Raw genomic sequence first — 23469 nt, 5'->3', positions numbered from 1 at the left:
GAGGCGACGTCCCGATGCCCGGGGCGGGGCTGCCGTCGTGTCACGGGAGAAGCGCGCACCTGAACCGCAGCCGGACCCTCACCCCGGTCGACCACCGCCTGCTTCACCCCGCCCGGCAGACCCTCGGGGCTGACCTCGAAATCCCGGGCCCCCGCGGTCACCGAGATCCCGTATGTGCCGCTCCGTCCTCCCCGCTCCGTGCCGTCCTGGTGACTCGTGAGGGCCCACGCGCGATCTCGCGCGTGGGCCCTCACGTCACTACGAACGCCTCGCCAAGACGGCGGCCAGTACTGTCCCCACCTGATGCAGGGGCTCAGGCCGGGTCATGTCGTTATGTGCGGCGGCGACGGGATGGATGTGCAGGCGGCCGGTGAAGTAGGGAGCCCACCGCTGCAGGACCTCCTCGTGTGAGAACCCGCTGTCGGTCGCCGGGAAATGGAGGATGTCGCCCGCGAAGTGTCCGGGCAGGGTGCGCCGGACCATCCGCCAGTTGTCCCGAGTGTTCTGGATGACCCCCCGGAGGTGGTCCTCGGTCAGCTCCTCCAGGTCGGCGATCTCCTCCTTGATGATCTTCAGTGTCTCGGGAACGGTGAGCGGGTGGTCAAGCGTGTCCACCGTGCGCCCGAGGGCATGCAGGAGCTGAACCATGACGGAGTGGTCGCCGGCTTCCTCATGCGGGGTGTCGGTGTCCGGCGGGTAGGCGTCCATCACGGCCAGCAGAGCCACCTCATGCCCGGCCTGCTGGAGCTGTACCGCGACGGCGTGCGCGAGGTTGCCGCCCATGGACCAGCCGAGCAGGTGGTAGGGGCCGCTCCGCTGGACGCTCGTGATGTGGTCGACGTACCAGGTGACCAGCGCGTCGAGGTCGGACGGGGCTGTCTGCGCACCGGTGACGCCCGGAGCCTGGAGTCCGTACACGGGCTGGTCGGCGTCCAGATGCCGCACCAGACCGATGTAGGACAGGCCGAAACCGCTGGCGGGGGGCAGGCAGAACAGCGGCGGCCGGTCTCCGTGCCCGCGTAGTGCGACCACCGGCTGGAAGAGGTCCTCCTCGCTGCCGCTGCCGCTGCCGGTGCCGAGCAGCGATGCCAGGCCCGTCACGGTGGGGTTCTGGAACACGCTCACGAGTGACAGCTGCGAGCCGGTGGCGTTGCGGATCTCACCCAACAGCCGCACGGCGAGCAGCGAGTGCCCACCGAGGTCGAAGAAGTTGTCATCCACCCCGACCACAGGTAGGCCGAGAACGTCGGCGAAAATCTCGCGAAGCAGGTGTTCGTCGGTGGTTCGCGGTCGCCGGCTCGTGTGTCCGGTGGCGTGGTCGGGGGCCGGCAGTGCCGTGCGGTCGAGCTTGCCGTTCACCGTCAACGGCAGTCCGTCCGCCAGCGGGACGATCGCGGACGGCACCATGTACTCCGGCAGCACGGCTGACAGCCCGGCACGGACTGCCACGAGGTCCGCACCGCTGTCCGGACCGTTCGCCGGCACGATGTAGGCGGTGAGGCGTTGGTCGCCGGGGTGGTCTTCTCTGACGATGACGGCGGCCTGGGCGACGGCTGGGTGGGTGTGGAGTGCGGCTTCGATTTCGCCGAGTTCGATGCGGAAGCCGCGGATTTTGACCTGGTGGTCGGTGCGGCCGAGGTACTCCAGGGCACCTTCGGTGTTCCAGCGGGCGAGGTCTCCGGTGCGGTACATGCGTTCGCCTGGTTCGCCGTGGGGGTTGGCGATGAATCGTTCGGCGGTCAGTGCGGGTCGGTCGAGGTATCCGCGGGCGAGTTGGATTCCGGCGAGGTACAGCTCTCCGGCGACGCCGGGTGGTACGGGTTGCAGTGCGGCGTCGAGGACGAACGCCTGTGTGTTCCAGACCGGGCGGCCGATGGGTACGGCATCGGCGGTGTCGGCGTCGGGTTCGCAGGTGAAGGCGGTGACGTCGATGGATGCTTCGGTCGGACCGTAGAGGTTGTGGAGTGGGATGGGCAGCACTGTGTGGAACTGGTCGCGCAAAGAGGCCGGCAGCGCCTCGCCGCTGCAGACGGCGGCCCGCAGCGATGCGCACTCCCGGGCGGTGGGCTCGGCGATGAAGACTTGCAGCATGGACGGGACGAAGTGGGCGATGGTGATCTGTTGGCGCTGGATGAGCTCGGCGAGGTATTCGGGGTCGCGGTGTCCGCCTGGGCGGGCTATGACAAGGGTGGCGCCTTCGAGGAGGGGCCAGAAGAACTCCCATACGGACACGTCGAATCCGAACGGTGTTTTCTGCACGATGCGGTCGTGCGGTGTGAGGCGGTAGGCGTTTTGCATCCAGGCCAGCCGGTTGGCGACACCGGTGTGTGGGACCGTCACGCCCTTGGGTCGTCCGGTGGAGCCGGAGGTGTAGATGACGTAGGCGGGGTGGGCGGGTAGCAGGACGCTGCCGCGGTCGGTGTCCGACAGGTCTCCGTCGGCCAACCTTCCCAGCTGAGCCGCGGTGGTGGGGTCGTCGAGTACGACCCGTGCCGCATCTTCGGGCAGCACACCTTCGGCCTGGCGGGTGGTCACGACGAGTGTGGGCTTGGCGTCCCGCAGTACGTAGGCCACGCGCTCGGCCGGGTACTCGGGGTCGATCGGCACGTAGGCGGCGCCGGCCTTGAGTACGGCGAGCAGGGTGATGACGAGATCGGCGGAGCGGTCCATCATGACCGCGATCCGGTGTTCGGGACCGGCCCCGCGCGCGACCAGTGCCCGTGCCAGCCGGTTGGCCTGCGCGTTCAGTTCCGCGTAGGTGAGTTGGAGGTCCTCGAACACCACCGCGGCAGCGTCCGGGGTCCGGGCCACCCGCGACTGGAACAGCTCGGGAAGCGTCGCGGGAGCAACATCACGGGCGGTGTCGTTCCACTCGACCAGGATTCGCTCGCGCTCGACGGCTTCGAGCACATCGACCTGGCCGAGTGCGGTCGACGGTGCCGTCTCCAGTGCCGACACGACGGCCTCGGCCGCCGTGGTCACCATCGACGCAAGGGCGCGCGGATCGATCGGGGACACCGTCTGAGCCTTGACGACAAAGCCCTCACCGGTGTCGTCGATGCTGACGGCGACCGGGTAGTTGGTGCGCTCGTGCGCCTGGAGCAGATCGACACCGTCAAGCCCGGCGCCGGCAGCGGCAGCCTCACTGTGGCGGTAGTTGAACAGCGAGGTGAACAGCGGTGTCCGGGCGGGAACCTCGCTGGCCTGCTGCGCCACCGCCAACGAGGCGTGCTCGTGAACCAGCAGGTCCGCGAGCTGCCGCTGCATCCCCCGCACCGCTTCCAGCACACCCCCGACACTCGTGTTCACCCGGACGGGAAGGGTGTTCATGAACAGTCCCGGCACCCGGTCCGCGCCGGTTCCGGCGTTCATCCGGCCGAACAGCACGGTGCCGAACACCACGTCGTCACGGCCCGAGGTGGCCGACACGACGCGCGCCCAGGCGACGTGGAACAGCGTCGCCGGGCTGACACCCAGGCGCCGGGCCTGCTCCCGCAGCCGCACCGCGAGGCCCGTGTCCAGTGGCGTCCGCGCCTCGGTCACGTCGCGGCCGTCTCCGAACACGTCCAGCAAGCCGTACGGCGCGGTCGGCTCGCTCACACCGCCGAGCAGAGCCGCGAAGAACTTTTCCTGTTCCTGGGGGGACACTCCCGACCTGGCCCGCCCGACGAACTCCCGGAACGGCAGCGGCTCGGGCAGGGTGTCCTGACTCCCGTCGAGGAAGGCGGCCACCTCGCCCATGACCACGTCCAACGCGGTGTGGTCCTGGATCAGGTGATGGACCTGCAGGACCGCCATCCAGTGGTCAGCGCCGGGTTGCCGGGCCACATGGACATTCAGCAACGGGCCCCGGGTGAGGTCCATGCGCGGCGGGCATGCCGCGAGGAGCCGGCCCGCCATGTCCGAGCCGGCACGGTCCGTCTCCGCGGGGAGGTCCACCTCCCGCACGGCAAGCGTTGCCTGGCGTGCCACCACCTGGACCGGTGCGCGCAGGCCCTCCCAGACGAAGGAGGTCCGCAGGATGTCATGCCGGTCGACGACCCGCCGCACCGCGGCGAGGAACGCCTCCACCCGTGCCCGGGAATCGAAGCCCAGCACGATCGGCAGGACGTAGGGGTCGCTGACGTTCCCGCCCTCCATCAGGGAGTGGAAGAAGATCCCCTCCTGCAGCGGGGCCAGCGGGTAGATGTCGGCGATGTTGGCTGCCCCTCCCGGAACGGCGGCGACGATCCGGTCGATCTCCTCGCCGGTGAGGTCGACCAGCGTCACCATCTCCGGCGTGATCGCCGTGGCGTCGGCCGGGATGCCGTTGGCCGGGACGGCCACCTGCGCGGCCGTCTGTTCGACGGCCGCGGCCAGTTCCGCCACCGTCGGGCTGACGAACAGCGAGCGGACATCCACGGCGATGCCCCGCTCGCGCACCCGCTCCACCAGCGTCACTGCGAGGAGGGAGTGTCCGCCGAGTTCGAAGAAGTTGTCGTCCACCCCGACCTGGGGCAGGTTGAGCACCTCGGCGAACACCGCGCACAGGATTTCCTCCTCGACGTTCGCCGGAGCCCGGCCGGTGACACCGGCACCGTAGTCGGGGGCGGGCAGGGCTCTGCGGTCCAACTTGCGGTTCGCCGTGAGCGGGAGCGCGTCCAGTGCGACGATCGCCGCCGGCACCATGTAGTCCGGCAGCAGGCCGGCGACGTGGGCGCGCAGGGCGGCGCCGTCCGCCTGCGGTGTGGAGTCCCCGGTGGGGACGACGTAGCCGACGAGGCGCTTGTCGCCCGGCTGGTCCTCGCGGACGATGACGGCGGCCTGGGCGACAGCCGGGTGGGAGGCGAGGGCGGCCTCGACCTCGCCGAGTTCGATGCGGAAGCCGCGGATCTTGATTTGGTCGTCGGTGCGGCCCAGATACTCCAGCTGCCCGTCGGTGTTCCAGCGGGCCAGGTCCCCGGTCCGGTACATCCGCTCGCCCGGCCCGCCATAGGGGTTGGCGACGAACCGTTCCGCGGTCAGCGACGGCCGGTTGACGTACCCCCGGGCCAGCTGCACGCCGGCCAGGTACAACTCCCCGGCGACGCCGGGGGGCACCGGCCGCAGAGCGGAGTCCAGCACGTAAGCGCACATGTTCCACAGGGGTGCGCCGATGGGCGGAACGCCGGACCCGGACAAAGGAGCGCTGGCCAGCGACGCGACCGTCGCTTCCGTCGGCCCGTAGATGTTCAGCATGAGTCGGCCGCGGGACCACCGCTCCGCGGTCTCCGGCGGGCACACGTCACCGGCGACCACGAGGGTCATCGCCTCCGGGAGACCGCCCGCGGACGCGAGCAGCGGCAGCGTCGCGGGGGGCAGGGTCGCGTGTGTGACGCGCTGGCGGGCGGCCAGCCGCGCCAACGGCGCACCGGGGGACATCTCGTCCGCGGAAGCCAGCACCACGGCAGCACCCGCCAGCCACGCCGGCCACATGTCGGCCACCGAGGCGTCGAAACTGGGTGAGGCGAACTGGAGCAGCCGGCTTTCCGGTCCGATCTGGAGCCGCTCGATGTGGTCGGCGGCGAGGTTCGGCACGCCTCGGTGGGTGACCAGGACGCCCTTGGGGCTGCCGGTGGAGCCTGAGGTGTAGATGACGTAGGCGGGGTGGCCGATCAGTAGCGGCCCGTGGCGTTCGGCGTCGCTCACGTCGTGCCCGGGGTGGCCCGCCAGGGTTTCTTGCAGCTGCGCCTCCTCAAGCGACAGTTGCACCACATCGGTGGGCGGCAGTTCGTCTTGTGTCGCCTGGCCGGTGATGAGCACTGCCGGCCGGGCGTCGGTGAGCATGTAGGCGATCCGGTCCGCGGGATAGCGAGGATCGATCGGCAGGTAGGCGCCCCCGGCCTTCATCACCGCCAGGATGGCGATGATGAGGTCGATCGACCGTGGCAGTGCCAGAGCGACGACGTCTTCAGGCCGTATGCCGCGGTCGATGAGAAGGCGTGCGAGACGGTTGGCCCGGGTGTTGAGTTCGCGGTAGGACAGTTCGGTGTCCTCGAACACCACCGCGGTCGCGTCCGGGGTGCGGGCGACCTGCGACTGGAACAGCTCGGGAAGCGTTGCGAGGTGAACGTCGCGGGCGGTGTCGTTCCACTCCGCCAGGATGCGGTGGTGTTCGGCGGGGTCCAGCACGTCCACGTGGTTGACCTGCGCCGATGGATCGGCGGTGACCGTTTGCAGGACGCGGATGAATCGTTCGCCGATGCCGGCGGCGGTGGGGTGGTCGAAGAGGTCGGTGGCGTAGGTGATCGCGCCGTGCAGGCCTGCGGGGGTTCCGTCGTGGGTGAGGTGTTCGTTGAGCTGGACGTCGAGGTCGAACTTGGCGGGGCCGTTGCCTGTGGGCAGGGCTTCGATGGTCAGGCCGGGCAGGTCCAGTTTGGCTTGTGTGGTGTTCTGGAGGGTGAGCATGATTTGGAAGAGGGGGTGGCGGGCCATCGAGCGGGTGGGGGCGAGTTCTTCCACGAGGCGTTCGAACGGGACGTCCTGGTGGGCGTAGGCGTTCAGTGCGCGCTCACGAGTGCGTTCGAGGAGCTGTGTGAAGGTGGGGTTCCCGGACAGGTCGGAGCGCAGGACGAGGGTGTTGACGAAGAAGCCGACGAGGTCGTCGAGTGCTTCGTCGGTCCGTCCGGCGATGGGGGTGCCGATGGGGATGTCGTTCCCGGCGCCGAGGCGGTTCAGCAGGACGGCCAGTGCGGTCTGCATCACCATGAACACGGTCACGCCGTGCGCGCGTGCCAGGTCCACGATTGCCTGGTGGACTTCGGTGTCGATGTGGAGGTCGATGGTGCCGCCTTGGTGGGAGGCCACTGGTGGACGCGGCCGGTCGGCCGGCAGGGCCAACTCCTCGGGAATCCCACCCAGCGCGTGACGCCAATACGTCAACTGTTCTGACAGCAGACTGGCGGAATCGGAGGCGTTGCCCAGCAACTCCCGCTGCCACAGGGCGTAGTCGGCGTACTGCACGGGCAACGGCCGCCAAGCAGGGGATTCGCTGGTGGTGCGGGCGGTGTAGGCGGTCGACACGTCGTGGGCCAGCGGGCCCAGCGACCATCCGTCACCGGCGATGTGGTGCACCACCACGACCAGGACATGCTCGTCGGGGCCGGTCCGGAACAGATGTGCGCGCAGCGGGATCTCGTCTGTCAAGTTGAAGCGGTGCTGCGCCGCTTCGGTGACCAGGCGGGTCAGTTCGGGCTGGGGGGCCTGTGCGGCGTCGACGGTGGTGAGCAGGTCACCGATCGTGTCGGCGTTCACGATGCGCTGGTAGGGCTGGCCGTCGATGGTGGTGAACATGGTGCGCAGGACTTCGTGGCGGTCTACGACGTCGTGGAGTGCGGCGTGCAGGGCGTCGGTGTCGAGTGTGCCGGTCAGCCGTAGGGCCATCGGGATGTTGTAGGTGGGGGAGGGGCCTTCGAGTTCGCTGAGGAACCACAGGCGTTGCTGGGCGAAGGACAGCGGCACGAGTTCCGGTCGCTGCGCCGGGATCAGTGGGGGCCGGGAATGGCTGGAGGTGGTCAGCCGGGTGGCGAGTTCTCGGAGCGTGGGGGCCTCGAACAGGGTGCGGATCGGGACCTCGACGCCGAACACCGACCGGATGCGGCTGGCCAGGCGTGTGGCGAGGAGGGAGTGCCCGCCCACGTCGAAGAAGTTGTCGTCGACTCCGACCGACGGCAGGTTGAGTACCTCGGCGGCCAGGGCGCACAGGATTTCTTCCTGGGCGTTCGCCGGGCCGCGGCTGGTGGCAGCGGCGCTGTAGTCGGGAGCGGGGAGGGCTTTGCGGTCGAGTTTGCGGTTCACCGTGAGCGGGAGCGCGTCCAGGACGGCCACGGCCGAGGGCACCATGTGGTCGGGCAGCAGGCCGGCGACGTGGGTGCGGACCGCGGCGCTGTCCACGTCCGGGGTGGTGGTGACGACGTAGGCGGTGAGGCGTTTGTCGCCGGGCTGGTCCTCGCGGACGATGACTGCGGCCTGGGTGACGGCCGGGTGGGAGGCCAGGGCGGTCTCGATCTCGCCGAGTTCGATGCGGAAGCCGCGGATCTTGACCTGGTCGTCGGTACGGCCCAGATACTCCAGCTGCCCGTCGGTGTTCCAGCGGGCGAGGTCCCCGGTCCGGTACATGCGTTCGCCCGACCCGCCGTAGGGGTTGGCGACGAACCGTTGCGCGGTCAGGCCGGGGCGGTTCAGGTATCCGCGGGCCAGCCCGGCTCCGGAGACATACAGCTCGCCAGCGATCCCGATCGGCACCGGCCGAAGCGCCGCGTCCAGCACGAACACCCGGGTATTGGCGATCGGCTCCCCGATGTACGGGGTCGCGCTGTCGGTGGTCAGTACGCCCATCGTGGTGCAGACCGTGGACTCCGTCGGGCCATAGGCGTTGACCAGACGCCGCCCGGCCGCCCAGGGGCCGACCAGATCGGGCCGCAGCGACTCACCGGCGGTCACCAACGTGGTCACCGCGGGCAGGCTGTCCGCATCGAGCCCCGCCAACAGGACGGGCGGCAGGGTCACATGAGTCACCCTGCCGGCGGTGAGGAGAAGGGGCAGCGCCGCTCCGTCCACCAGGTCCTCCTGAGCCGCCAGGACAAGGCAGGCCCCGCTGCACAATGTCACGGCGATCTCTGCGATGGCGGCGTCGAAGCTGGGTGAGGCGAATTGGAGGACGCGGCTTGCGGGCGTGATGGTGAACTTTTCCGCTTGTGCGGTGATCAGGCTGGAGAGGCCGTGGTGGGTGACGGTGACGCCCTTGGGGCGGCCGGTGGAGCCGGAGGTGTAGATGACGTAGGCGGGGTGGGCGATCTGCAGGGGATCGTGTCGCTCGGTGTCCGTCAGGTCGTGGTCGGGGAGGTCGGTCAGGGTCTGTCGTAGCTGGGGGTTGTCCAGGGACAGTTGTGTGGTGTCGGCTGCGGTCAGTTTTTCCTGGGTTGCTGTGCTGGTGATGAGGAGTGCGGGTTGGGCGTCGGTGAGTTGGTAGGTGATCCGGTCGGTGGGGTAGGCGGGGTCGATCGGTAGGTAGGCGCCTCCGGCTTTCATGACGGCGAGGATGGCGACGATGAGGTCGATCGACCGGGGCAGTGCCACGGCTACCAGGTGTTCGGGTCCGACGCCGTGCTCGACCAGGTGGCGGGCGAGCCGGTTGGCGCGGCCGTTGAGTTCGGCGTAGGACAGTTCGGTGTCGCCGAAGGCCACCGCGGTCGCGTCCGGGGTGCGGGCGGCCTGGGCCTGGAACAGCTCGGGAAGCGTCATCGCCGGCACGTCCCGCGCCGTGTCGTTCCACTCCACCAGCACACGCCGACGCTCACCGGCACCCAGCACCTCGATGCGGCCCACCGGTAGATCAGGATCGGCCGTCACCGCATCCAGCACCTGGACCAGTCGGTCGACGAGCCCGTCGACGGTCGCGTGGTCGAACAGATCGGCGGCGAACGTGACGATTCCGTTCACACCGGCGGCACCGCCTTCGGCGTCGAATGCCTCTCCGACGACGAAGGACAAGTCGAAGACCGGATTGTCGCCGACGTCGAGCCTCTCTATGCCCAGTCCGGGCACATCGAGGGTGGCAGGTGCGACGTTCTGCAACACCAGCATGGTCTGGAAGAGCGGATGGCGGGCCGTGGACCGGGTGGGGGCGAGGTCTTCCACCAGCCGTTCGAACGGCAGGTCCTGGTGGGCGAGGGCGCCCAGGCTCTCGTCGCGGACGCGACGCAGCATGTCGCGGAAGCTCGGGTCGCCGGACAGGTCGGTGCGGATGACGAGGGTGTTGATGAAGAAGCCGACGAGCTGGTCGAGGTTCTCGTCGGTGCGCCCCGCGATGGGGGTGCCGATGGGGATGTCGGTGCCCGCACCGAGGCGGGAGAACAACGTCGCCAGTGCGGCGTTGAGCACCATGAACATGGTGACGCCTTCGGCCTGGGCCAGGGCGGTCAGCCGCTGGTGCAGGGCGGCGTCGATGTGCACGCCGGAGGTGCCGCCTCGGTGGGTGGCCGTCCGGGGCCGGGGGCGGTCGGCGGGCAGGGCGAGTTCTTCCGGCAGCCCGGCCAACCTCTCACGCCAGTAGGTCAGCTGAGCGTTGTGCAGGCTTGCGGAGTCGTCGGGGTCGCCGAGGAGGTCACGCTGCCAGAGGGTGTAGTCGGCGTACTGGACCGGCAGGGCTTCCCAGACGGGAGGCCGGCCGCTGGACCGGGCGCTGTAGGCGTCCGACACGTCTCGGGCCAGGGGGCCCAGCGACCATGCGTCGGCGGCGATGTGGTGCACCACGATCACCAGCACGTGCTCCTGCGGGCGCAGCCGGAAGAGCCGGGCTCGCAGCGGGATGTCGGTGCGCAGTTCGAACGCGGAGCGCGAGGCGCGCTCTATCTCCTCGCGCAGGTCTGCCTCGGCGACGTCGATCAGCGGCACGTCGAAGGGCACGGACTCCGAGGGAAGGATCAACTGCCGTGGTGTGCCGTCGGGGGCCGGGAAGACGGTCCGTAGCGCTTCGTGCCGTACGAGGACATCGCGCAGGGCGGCACCCATGGCCTCGGCGTCCAGGGCGCCCGTCAGGCGCAGGACCACCGGGATGTTGTAGTTGGCGTTTCCGCCTTCCAGTTGGCGCAGGAACCACAGCCGGGTCTGGGCGAAGGACAGCGGCAGGACGTCCGGCCGCGGCCTGGGCGTGACCTGAGGCCGTGCTTCGTCGTCCACATCTCCCAGCCGAGCCGCCAGTCCGGCGACCGTGGGGCTTTCGAACAGGGCCCGGATCGGGACCTCCACCCCGAGCACCGTGCGGATGCGGCTGACCAGCCGTACGGCGAGCAGCGAGTGGCCGCCGAGGTCGAAGAAGTTGTCGTCCACTCCGACGTGCGGCAGGCCGAGAATGCCGGCGAACACCTGGCAGAGCAATTGCTCCTGGAGGGTTCGCGGCTCCCGGCTCACCTCGGTCGTCTCGTACGCGGGTGCGGGGAGGGCGCGGCGGTCGAGCTTCCCGTTGGCGGTGAGCGGGAGCGCGTCCAGGACCACTACTGCCGACGGCACCATGTAGTCGGGCAGCAGACCGGCGACATGGGCGCGGACGGTGGCGCCGTCAACGTCCGTTCCGGCGACGATGTAGCCGATGAGGCGTTTGTCCCCGGGGCGGTCCTCGCGGACCACCATGGCGGCCTGCACGACCGCGGGATGGGAGGTGAGGGCGGCTTCGATCTCGCCGGGTTCGATGCGGAAGCCGCGGATCTTGATCTGGTCGTCGGCCCGGCCGAGGTATTCGAGCCGGCCGTCGCCGGTCCAGCGGGCGAGGTCGCCGGTGCGGTACATGCGCTGTCCGGGCGTGCCGTAGGGGTTGGCGACGAAGCGCTCGGCGGTGAGAGCGGGGCGGTGGAGATATCCGCGGGCGAGTTGGGCGCCGGCGACGTACAGCTCGCCGGGGGTGCCCGGGGGAACCGGCCGCAGGGCCGGGTCGAGCACGTAGGTCTGGGTGTTCCACATCGGGCGGCCGATGGGCGTGATCCCCTGGCCGGTGTCGCCGGCGACGTTCACGGGGTGGTCGGTGCAGCCGACGGTGGTCTCGGTCGGTCCGTAGTGGTTGACGACGGGCACGTCCGGGTGGTCACGGTGCCACTGCCGGAGTTGCTCCGTGCGCAGGGGTTCTCCGCCGAGCATGAGCCGGCCGGTGGGTGCCCAGTTGCCGGGAAGGGTCTGCAGGAACGCCAGGTGGCTGGGTGTGGCCTTGAGGAAGGTGATGTCGTGGCCGGCGAGGGCGGCCGGGAGGGTTTCGTCCCAGGTGGCGATGTGGAGGCGTCCGCCGCTGGTGAGCGCGCCGTACAGGGCCGTGACGCCGAGGTCGAAGGCGATGGACGCGTGGAGCAGGGTGCTTCCGCTGAGGTCGGGATAGGCGTGCCAGGTGCGGGCGATGTAGTTGACCACGCCCTGGTGGGTGATGGCCACGCCCTTCGGCTGTCCGGTGGAGCCGGAGGTGTAGATGACGTACGCCGGGTGCGCGGGCAGCAACAGGCCGTGCCGTTCGGCGTCGTCGAGGTCGCCGGCGGGCAGGCCGTCGAGGACGCCTGTCGTGCGCGGGTCGTCGAGGACGAGCCGGCGGACGTTCCCCTCCGGATCGACGGCTTCCGTGGTGACCAGGAGCGCCGGACGAGCATCGGAGAGCAGGTGGGCGATCCGGTCGGCGGGGTGGTCGGGGTCGATGGGGAGGTAGGCGGCGCCTGTCTTGAGCACGGCCAGAAGGGCGACGATGAGGTCGGTCGAGCGGGGGAGCGCCAGGGCGACGAGTTGTTCGGGTCCGGCGCCGTGTGTGACCAGGAGGCGGGCGAGCCGGTTGGCGCGCGCGTTGAGGTCGGCGTAGGACACCTCTGTGTCCTCGAACACGATGGCGGTGGCGTCCGGCGTGCGGGCCGCCTGCGCCTGGAACAGTTCCGGAAGCGTCGACGCCGGCACCTCGTGTGATGTGTCGTTCCACTCCACGAGGACTTGGCGGCGTTCGGCCGGGCTGAGCAGGTCGATGCCGGTGACGGGCCGGGCGGTGTCGGCGGCCATGGCGTCGAGGAGCCGGACGAGCCGTTCGATGAGGGTGACGACCGTGGTGTGGTCGAACAGATCGGTCGCGTAGGTGATGACGCCGGTCAGGCCGCTCGGCCGGCCGTGGGCAGCGAAGGTCTCCTGGAGCTGGATGTCGAGGTCGAACTTGGCCGGCTGGTCGCCGGTCGGCAGCAGGGCGGTGGCAAGCCTCGGCAGGTCGAGGACGGGCGATGCGGTGTTCTGCAGGCCCAGCATGACCTGGAACAGGGGATGGCGGGCCAGGGACCGGGCGGGGGCGAGGTCTTCCACCAGCCGTTCGAAGGGCACGTCCTGGCGGGCGAGGGCGCCCAGGCTCTGCTCGCGGACGCGGCGCAGCACCTCCCGGAAGGACGGGTTGCCCGACACGTCGGTACGGATCACCAAGGTGTTCACGAAGAACCCGACGAGTTCGTCCAGACTCTCGTCGGTGCGGCCGGCCACTGAGGTGCCGATGGGGATGTCGGTTCCCGAGCCGAGGCGGGACAGCAGTGTCGCCAGTGCGGCGTTGAGCACCATGAACATGGTGACGCCTTCGGCGCGGGCCAGGGCGCTGAGCCGCTGGTGCAGGTCGGCGTCGATGTGCAGGTGCGCGGTGCCGCCGCGGTGGGTGGCCACGGGGGGCCGGAGGCGGTCGCCGGGCAGGGCGAGCTCCTCCGGCAGGCCGGCGAGTGCCTGCCGCCAGTAGGCCAGCTGCGCGTTGTGCAGGCTTCCCGGGTCGTCGGGGTCGCCGAGGAGGTGGCGCTGCCAGAGGGTGTAGTCGGCGTACTGGACCGGGAGCGGTTCCCAGGCGGGAGCGTGGCCGTCCGACCTGGCGGCGTACGCGGTGGAGATGTCGCGCGCCAGGGGGGCGAGTGACCAGCCGTCGCCGGCGACATGGTGGAGGACCACGACCAGGACGTGGTCCTGCGGCGTCACCGCGAACAGCCGCGCCCGCAGCGGGATCTCGCGGGCGAGGTCGAAGGACCGGTGGGACTCACCGGCCACCGCCTGCTCGAGCCCGCCTTCCGGCACCTCGGTCATGGGCAGCTGGAGGTCGATCGCATCGGGACTGAGGATGTGCTGTTCCGGCGTGCCGTCGACGTTGGCGAAGACGGTGCGGAGAGCCTCGTGCCGGGCGATGACGTCGGTGAGGGCGGTCCGCAGGGCGTCGCGGTCGAGGTCGCCGGTGAGGCGGAGGGCGATGGGGATGTTGTAGAGCCCGGAGGGTCCTTCGAGTTCGCCGAGGAACCACAGGCGTTGCTGGGCGAAGGACAGCGGCACCGTCGCGGGGCGCGGCCCGGTGGTCAGCCTCTGGCGTGCCGTCTCGGAATCCGTCACGCGCTGGGCGAGTCCGGCGACGGTGGGGGTTTCGAACAGGGCGCGGATCGGGATTTCGGCCCCGAGGGTCGTGCGGATGCGGCTGACCAGGCGGGTGGCCAGCAGGGAGTGGCCGCCGAGGTCGAAGAAGTTGTCGTCGACCCCGACGTGCGGGAGGCCGAGGACGTCGGCGAATGCCTGGCTGAGGAGGTGTTCCTGGAAGGTCCGTGGTTCCCGGCCCGGGCTCGTGGCGGTGTAGTCGGGGGCGGGCAGGGCCCTGCGGTCCAGCTTGCCGTTGACCGTGAGGGGGAGCGCGTCCAGGACGACCACGGCCGCGGGCACCATGTAGTCGGGCAGCAGCCGGGACAGGTACTCCCGGAACGCCCCGCCGCCGAGGGCGACGCCGTCCGCGTTGTCGCCCGGGACGACGTAGCCGACGAGGCGCTTGTCGCCCGGCTGGTCCTCGCGGACGATGACGGCGGCCTGGGCGACAGCCGGGTGGGAGGCGAGGGCGGCCTCGACCTCGCCGAGTTCGATGCGGAAGCCGCGGATCTTGACCTGGTGGTCGGTGCGGCCCAGATATTCCAGCTGCCCGTCGGTGTTCCAGCGGGCCAGGTCCCCGGTCCGGTACATGCGTTCGCCCGGCCCGCCGTAGGGGTTGGCGACGAACCGTTCCGCGGTCAGCGCGGGCCGGTTGACGTATCCATGGGCCAGCCCGGCCCCGGACACGTACAGCTCCCCGGCCACGCCCGGCGGCACCGGCCGCAAGGCGCTGTCCAGGACGTACACCCGGTCTCCGGAGACCGGTCTGCCGATCGGCACGGAACCGTCCTCGACCCGCTCCACCGACTGCCAGGTCGCGAATGTCGTCGTCTCCGTCGGCCCGTACACGTGCAGCAGGTGCTTGGGCGGGGCGAGTTCCAGGACCCGCCGAACGCTCAGAGGGTCGACTGCCTCGCCGCCGAACAGCAGGTGCCGCAGGCGTCCAAGCCCCTCAGGCGACTCCGCCGCCAGTCGGTTGAACAGCGCGGTGGTGACGAACATCGTGGTGATCCCGCTGCGCTCGATCTGCGCGGTGAGCCGCTCGGGTGACAGCAGCACCTCCCGGTCGACGCCCACCAGCGTCGCACCGTTGGCCAGCGCCCCCCAGATCTCGAAGGTGGCCGCGTCGAACGACACCGACGACGCCTGAGCGACGACATCGTCAGTGCCCAACGCGACGTAGTTCGCCTGCCGGACGAGGCGGACGACCGCCTGCTGCGGTACGACCACCCCCTTGGGACGTCCCGTCGACCCGGAGGTGTAGATCACATACGCCGGGTGGACGGCCAGCAGGCTCCCGCTCCGGTCCGCGTCCGACAGGTCCTCCCCGCCGAGATCCGCGATCGCGGCGGCCGCGGCGGGATCGTCCACCACCACGGGCTCCCCGGCGATGTCCGCACGGACATGGGCCTGCTGCGTGACCAGCAGGGCCGGCCGGGCGTCCGCCAGCATGAAGGCGATCCGGTCCGCCGGATAGGCCGGGTCGATCGGCACATACGCCGCCCCCGCCTTGACCGTCGCCAGCAGCGCCACGATCAGATCGGCCGAGCGGTCCATCATCACCGCCACCCGGTCCTGCGGCTTCACGCCGCGGGAGACCAGGAGTCGTGCCAGACGGTTCGCCCGCGCGTTCAGCTCCGCGTAGGACACCTCGACGCCGTCGAACTCGACCGCCGTGGCGTCCTGCCCGCGGGCCACCTGGGCCTCGAACAACTCCGCCAGCGTGGCCTGCGGCACCTCTCGGCCGGTGTCGTTCCACTCCACCAGCACCTGTCGGCGTTCGATGTCGCTGAGGAGGTCGATGCCGGTGACCGGAAGCGCGGGGTCCGTGGTCACGGCGTCGAGCACGCGGACGAGCCGCTGGACGAGCCTGTCGACGGTGGTGCGGTCGTACAGGTCGGCCGCGTAGGTGATGGTGCCGGTCAGGCCTGCGGGGTGGCCGTCGGTGTGGGTCTCGCGGAGCTGGAGGTCGAGGTCGAATTTGGCCGGCTGGTCGCCGTTGGGCAGGAGGCGGCTGTCCAGGCCGGGCAGGTCGAGTGCCGGGTCGGTGGTGTTCTGCAGGGCGAGCATGACCTGGAACAGGGGGTGGCGGGCCATGGACCGGGCGGGGGCCAGGTCTTCCACCAGTCGTTCGAACGGCACATCCTGGTGGGCGAGGGCGCCCAGGCTCTGCTCCCGGACGCGCCGCAGCACCTCCCGGAAAGAAGGGGTGCGCGATACGTCGGTGCGGATCACCAGGGTGTTGACGAAGAACCCGACGAGCTCGTTCTGACTCTCGTCGGTACGTCCGGCGACGGGAGTGCCGATGGGGATGTCGGTGCCTGCCCCCAAGCGGGAGAGCAGCGTCGCCAGTGCGGCGTTGAGCACCATGAACATGGTGACGCCCTCGGCGCGGGCCAGCGCGGTCAGCCGTGCGTGCAGGTCCGCGTCGATGCGGATGCCGGCCGTGACGCCGCGATGGGATGCCACCGGCGGCCGGGGGCGGTCGGCGGGCAGGGTGAGTTCTTCCGGCAGGCCGGCGAGGGCCTCACGCCAGTAGGTCAGCTGTGTGCCGTGCAGGCTTGCGGGGTCGTCCTCGTCCCCGAGGAGCTCACGCTGCCAGAGGGTGTAGTCGGCGTACTGGACCGGAAGAGGTTCCCAGGCGGGGATCCGGTGGTCGACCCGGGAGGCGTACGCGAGGGAGATGTCCCGCGCCAGCGGTGCGAGTGACCACCCGTCACCGGCGATGTGGTGGAGGACCACGACCAGGACGTGGTCCCGCGGCGTCACCGCGAACAGCCGTGCCCGCAGCGGGATCTCGCGGCTGAGGTCGAAGGCCCGTACGGCTTCTTCCCTGACGGCTCGGGCGATGTCACCTTCGGGTATGTCGACCACGGGCAGCTGGAGCCGGAGGTCGATCGCGTCCGGGCCGAGGATGTGCTGGCTGGGCGAGCCGTCGACGCTCGGGAAGACGGTGCGGAGGACTTCGTGCCGGGTGATGACGTCGTGGATCGCGGTGCGAAGAGCCTCGGCGTGGAGGTCGCCGGTGAGCCGGAGGACGACGGGGATGTTGTACAGCCCGGAGCCTCCTTCGAGTTCGCCGAGGAACCACAGCCGTTGCTGGGCGAAGGACAGGGGGACGACCTCGGGGCGCGGCCCGGTGGTCAGCCTCCGGCGCGCTGTCCCGGCATCGGTCAGACGGTCGGCGAGTCCGGCGACGGTGGGGGTTTCGAACAGGGCCCGGATCGGGAGTTCCATGCCGAGGGCGGTGCGGATGCGGCTGACCAGACGGGTCGCCAGCAGCGAGTGACCGCCGAGGTCGAAGAAGTTGTCGTCCACCCCGACATCCGGCAGGCCGAGGACGTCGGCGAACATCCGGCACAGGAGCTGTTCCTGCGGGGTTCGCGGCTCCCGGCGCTCGTCGGTTGTCCCATACGTCGGCGCGGGAAGGGCCTTGCGGTCGAGCTTGCCGTTCACGCTCAGCGGGAGCGCGTCCAGGACGACCACGGCCGAGGGCACCATGTGGTCGGGCAGCAGGCCGGCGACGTGGGTGCGGACCGCGGCGCTGTCCACGTCCGGGGTGGTGGTGACGACGTAGGCGGTGAGGCGTTTGTCGCCGGGCTGGTCCTCGCGGACGACGGCGGCGGCCTGGGTGACGGCCGGGTGGGAGGCCAGGGCGGTCTCGATCTCGCCGAGTTCGATGCGGAAGCCGCGGATCTTGACCTGGTCGTCGGTGCGGCCGAGGTATTCGAGTTGTCCATCGGTGTTCCAGCGGGCGAGGTCGCCGGTGCGGTACATGCGTTCGCCCGACCCGCTGTAAGGGTTGGCGACGAAGCGCTCCGAAGTGAGGCCGGGGCGGTTCAGGTAGCCGCGGGCGAGCCCGGCTCCGGAGACGTACAGCTCGCCGGGCACGCCGATCGGCACCGGCCGGAGCGCCGCGTCCAGCACGAATACCTGGGAGTTGGCGATGGGAGCGCCGATGTGGACGTCAGTGGGAGGGGCGAGCCGGGCGGTGGTGGCGCAGACGGTCGTTTCGGTCGGTCCGTAGGCGTTGATGAGGGTGCGGTCGGCCGCCCAGGGGGTGACCTGGTGGGCGGGGAGGGCTTCGCCCGCGGTGATGAGGGTGGTGAGGTGGGGGAGGTCGCGGGGGTCGAGGTGGGGGAGGACGGCCGGGGGAGGGTGGCGTGGGTGACGCTCTGGTGGGTGACCAGGCGGGTCAGCGCCGGGCCGGGGACGAGGTCATCGCGGGTGGCGGTGACGAGGGTGGCCCCGCTGCACAGCGTCACGGCGATCTCTGCGATGGCGGCGTCGAAGCTGGGTGAGGCGAATTGGAGGACGCGGCTTGCGGCTGTGATGGTGAACTTTTCCGCTTGTGCGGTGATCAGGCTGGAGAGGCCGTGGTGGGTGACGGTGACGCCCTTGGGGCGGCCGGTGGAGCCGGAGGTGTAGATGACGTAGGCGGGGTGGGCGGTCTGCAGGGGATCGTGTCGCTCGGTGTCCGTCAGGTCGTGGTCGGGGAGGTCGGTCAGGGTCTGTCGTAGCTGGGGGTTGTCCAGGGACAGTTGTGTGGTGTCGGCTGCGGTCAGTTTTTCCTGGGTTGCTGTGCTGGTGATGAGGAGTGCGGGTTGGGCGTCGGTGAGTTGGTAGGTGATCCGGTCGGTGGGGTAGGCGGGGTCGATCGGTAGGTGGGCGCCTCCGGCTTTCATGACGGCGAGGATGGCGACGATGAGGTCGATCGACCGGGGCAGTGCCACGGCTACCAGGTGTTCGGGTCCGACGCCGTGCTCGACCAGGTGGCGGGCGAGCCGGTTGGCGCGGCCGTTGAGTTCGGCGTAGGACAGTTCGGTGTCGCCGAAGGCCACCGCGGTCGCGTCCGGGGTGCGGGCGGCCTGGGCCTGGAACAGCTCGGGAAGCGTCATCGCCGGCACGTCCCGCGCCGTGTCGTTCCACTCCACCAGCACACGCCGACGCTCACCGGCACCCAGCACCTCGATGTCGCCGAGGGGCCCGTCCGGTGCCGATTCCAGCGCGGCGACCATCCCTTCGCCGACCGTCTCCATCATGGCGCACAGGACGTCGGGCGACCCGGGTGCGACCACCTGAGCCGTGAGGAGGAACCCGTCGCCGGTGTCGTCGACGATCATTCCGACGGGGTAGTTCGTCCGCTCCCGCGTGAAGAGCACCTCCACGCCCGGAAGCCCGGCACGCGCCCTTTCGGAATCCGTCCTGCTGTGACGGTAGTTCAGGAGCGAGGTGAACAGTGGGGCGTCCCCGCGCATCCCGCTCATCCGCTGTGCCAGCGCGAGCGGTGCGTGTTCGTGCAGCAGCAACTCGGCCAGTTGGGCCTGTACGGCGCGTACGGCGTCCCGCGTGCCGGAGCCGCGGGTGTTGACGCGGACCGGGAGGGTGTTGATGAACAGACCCACGACCCGTTCGGCCCCCGTGCCCATCCGGCCCAACAGGATGGTCCCGAAGACCACGTCGTCGCGGCCCGAGGTCGCGGCCAGCACACGGGCCCACATGACGTGGAACAACGTCGCCGGGCTCACGCCGAGGTGCCGTGCCTGCTCACGAAGCCTCTCGGAGAGCCGCGGATCCATGCGGGCGGTGGACTCGGTGGCCCCCGTGCCGTCTCCACGGACGTCCACCAGCCCGAAGGGGGCGGTCGGCTCGGTGACGTCGCCGAGCAGGCGACCGAAGTACGTCTCGTGTTCCTGCCGGGACACCTGAGCCCGTGCCTGGGCGACCACGTCGCGGTACGGCGACGGCGCGGGCAGTTCGTCGTCGCGTCCGTCGATGAACGCGTACACCTCGCCCAGAATGACGTCGAGCGCGGTGTGGTCCTGGATCAAGTGGTGCACCTGCACCAGCGCCAGCCACTGTTCGCTGCCCGGCTGCGCGGCGACGTGCATACGGAGCAGAGGGGCACGGCCGATGGCCATGGACGCAGGGCACACCGCCAGCAGCCGGGCGACCAGTTCGTGGTCGTCCGCCGGAGCATCGGCGTCTGTGGTCAGCACGACTTCCCGCACCGGCAGCGCGGCGTGCCGGAGCACCACCTGCACCGGTTCGGGCAGCCCTTCCCAGAGCACCGCGGTCCTCAAGTTGTCGTGTCGGTCCAGCACTTTCTGCAAGGCGGTCACGAACTCGTCGAGTCTGTCGCGGGAATCGAAGCGAAGCACGGTGGGCAGCACATACACGTCCTCATCCGTGGTCTCGCCGCCCATGAGGTGGTGGAAGAGGATGCCCTCCTGCAACGGAGCGAGCGGGTACACGTCCGCCACGTTCGCGGCGCCGCCGGGGACGCGAGCGGTGATCTCCGCGATGTGCCCGGCGTTCAGGTCGACCAGGGGAAGCATGTCCGGCGTGATCACCTGCGCACCGGCCGGGATGCGGTTCGCGGGAACCTGTACCTCGGCTCGACCGGTGCTCGCCGCGAGACCGGCCACGGTGGGCGTGCTGAACAGGGACCGTACATCGACCGACAGGCCACGGGCGCGCAGCCGTTCCACCAGTGTCACCGCCAGCAGCGAGTGCCCGCCGAGGTCGAAGAAGTTGTCGTCCACCCCGACGTGCGGCAGGCCGAGGATCTCGGCGAAGGCGTCGCACAGGATTTCCTCGCGGGCGGTGCGCGGCGCTCGGCTCGTGTGTCCCGTGGTGTAGTCGGGCGCGGGCAGGGCGGCCCGGTCGAGCTTGCCGTTCACCGTGACGGGGAGGGCGTCCAGGACCACCACGGCCGACGGCACCATGTAGTCGGGCAGCAGGCCGGCGACGTGGGTGCGGACGTCGGTGCCGTCGATGTCGGTCTTGGGAACGATGTAGCCGGTGAGGCGTTTGTCGCCGGGCTGGTCCTCGCGGACGACGGCGGCGGCCTGGGCGACGGCCGGATGGGAGGCGAGGGCCGCTTCGACCTCGCCGAGTTCGATGCGGAAGCCGCGGATCTTGACCTGGTCGTCGGTACGGCCGAGGTACTCCAGCTGACCGTCGGTGGTCCAGCGGACGAGGTCGCCGGTGCGGTACATGCGTTCGCCGAGCCGACCGTTGGGGTTGGCGACGAAGCGTTCGGCGGTGAGGCCGGGGCGCTCGAGGTAGCCGCGGGCGAGCTGGGCGCCGGCGAGGTAGAGCTCGCCGGGGACGCCAGGGGGAACGGGTCGCAGGGAGGCGTCGAGGACGTAGGTCCGGGTGTTCCACACCGGCCGGCCGATGGGGACGGTCGGGTCGTCGCCTGTGAGATGCGAGGCGTGGGTGACGTCGATGGAGGCTTCGGTGGGGCCGTAGAGGTTGTGCAGGGGGGTGTTCAGCGTGCGGAGGAAGTGGTCGCGGAGCTCGGGGGCGAGGGCTTCGCCGCTGCAGAGGACGGCGCGCAGGGTGGTGCAGTGGGAGGCCGCGGGCTCGGTGAGGAAGGCCTTCAGCATGGAGGGCACGAAATGGCTGACGGTGACGTGCCGGGTCTGGATGAGGTCGGCCAGATAGGCGGGGTCGCGGTGTCCGCCGGGGCGGGCCACGACCAGGACGGCGCCCTGGAGGAGGGGCCAGAAGAACTCCCAGACCGAGACGTCGAATCCGAACGGGGTCTTCTGCAGTACCCGGTCCGAGGCTCCGATCGGGTACTGCTGCTGCATCCATTCCAGGCGGTTGACCACGCCCTGGTGCGGTACGGCGACCCCCTTGGGCCGTCCCGTCGAGCCGGACGTGTAGATGACGTACGCCGGGTGCGCGGGCAGCAGCACACCGTGGCGGTCATGGTCGTCCAGGTCGGCCGAGGACAGGCCGGCGAGGGTGAGCGCCGTGTCCGGGGCGTCGAGGACGAGGTGCCGCGTCTCCCCACCGGCGGGGAGACTCGGGTGGAGAGCGCCGGTGGTGACGACGACGGCGGGCCGGGCGTCGGCGAGCAGGTGGGCGATCCGGTCGGCGGGGTGGTCGGGGTCGACGGGGAGGTAGGCACCGCCGGCTTTGAGCACCGCCAGGAGGGTGACGACCAGATCGTCGGAGCGTTCGAGATGGACCCCGACGAGGGTTTCCGGGCCGACGCCATGGTCGACGAGGTGGCGGGCGAGCCGGTTGGCGCGGGCGTTGAGGTCGTTGTAGGACACTTCGACGTCCTCGGACATCACCGCCGTCGCGTCGGGGGTGTGAACCACCCGTGCCTCGAACAGTTCGGGCAGCGTCGCCACCGGGACGTCGTGCGCGGTGTCGTTCCACCCGATCACGACCTGCCGGCGCTCGGCCGGGCTGAGCAGGTCGATGTCGGCGACGGGCTGTGCCGGGTCGGCGGTCACCGCGTCGAGTACCCGGACGAACCGCTCGGCCAGCGTCCGAACGGTGCCGTGATCGAACAGGTCCGCCGCGAAGCCGATGCCACCCATGAGACCGGTCGGGACGCCGCCGGGGCCGAAGGTCTCCCTGACGGAGACGGACAGGTCGGCCCTGGCGGGTGCCTCCCTGCTCGACAGCACGGTCACTTCGAGGCCGGGCAGCGCGAGGGCCGGTTCGACGTTGTCCTGCAACGCCAGCATGACCTGGAACAACGGCTGACGGGCCAGCGACCGGGCGGGCGCGAGGTCCTCCACCAGCCGCTCGAAGGGCAGTTCCTGATGGGTGAGCGCGTCCAGATTCCGTTCGTGCACCCGGGCCAGCACATCACGGAAGGACGGGCGTCCCGACAGGTCGCCGCGGATCACCAGGGTGTTCACGAAGAAGCCGACGAGCTCGTTCAGAGCGACTTCGGTACGCCCGGCCACCGGAGTGCCGATGGGGATGTCGGTGCCGGCGCCGAGACGGGAGAGGGTGGTGGCGAGCGCGGCGTGGAGCACCGCGAACACGGTGACGCCCTCGGCCCGGGCAAGGGCGGCGAGCCGCCGATGCAGGTCGGCGGGGACGTCGAGGTCCGCGCTGCCGTTGCGGTGGCTCGGCACCGACGGGCGCGGACGGTCGAACGGCAGGGGCAGTTCCTCCGGCAGGTCGGCCAGAGCCTCCCGCCAGTACGACAGCTCCTGATTCAGGAAGCTCGCCGGGTCGTCCTCGCCCCCGAGGAGTTCACGCTGCCAGAGGGCGTAGTCGGCGTACTGGATCGGGAGAGGCTCCCAGGCGGGGGCCTGGCCGTTGCACCGGGCGGTGTACGCGGTGGAGACGTCCTGCGCCAAAGGCGCCAGGGACCAGCCGTCGCTCGCGATGTGATGGGCCACCAGGAGCAGCACGTGGTCGCGTGGGGCCACCGCGAGAAGACATGCCCGCAAGGGGATCTCGCGGGAGAGGTCGAACGGGCGGACGGATTCCTCGGCCACCACCCGCGCGATCTCGTCCTCCGTCACCTTGATCACCGGAAGCCGCAGGCCGGCGTCGTCCGGGGTGAGGATCCGCTGCTGGGGGACGCCGTCGTCTGTCGCGATCAGCGTACGCAGCGCCTCGTGCCGCTCGATCAGGTCCACCAGTGCCGTGTGCAGGGCCTTCTGGTTCAGGTCACCGGTGAGCCGCAGAGTGATCGGGATGTTGTACATCCCGTTGGGCCCTTGCAGTTCGCCGAGGAACCACAACCGCTGCTGAGCAAAGGACAGAGGAATCATCGGAGTGCTCTCTACGACAAATGACGGACTG

The 23469-nt window shown here is 70.3% G+C and carries 1 protein-coding gene and 1 pseudogene; both read right to left on the bottom strand.

All coding sequences use genetic code 11. The features are described 5' to 3' along the window. Positions 1–258: 258 nt before the first annotated feature. On the bottom strand, positions 259–17994 hold the full coding sequence (locus tag RV983_RS01485) for a non-ribosomal peptide synthase/polyketide synthase (RefSeq protein WP_475990192.1): 17736 nt from the start codon (positions 17992–17994) through the stop codon (positions 259–261). Positions 17995–18110: 116 nt separating this feature from the next. After that, a pseudogene (locus tag RV983_RS01480) lies at positions 18111–23438 on the bottom strand (amino acid adenylation domain-containing protein); the annotation flags it as partial. Positions 23439–23469 lie beyond the last annotated feature (31 nt).

This window comes from Streptomyces sp. RLA123 (genome assembly GCF_056270165.1).
The sequence above is the reverse complement of the archived record's forward strand: the minus strand, read 5'-3'. Positions and strand labels throughout refer to the sequence as shown.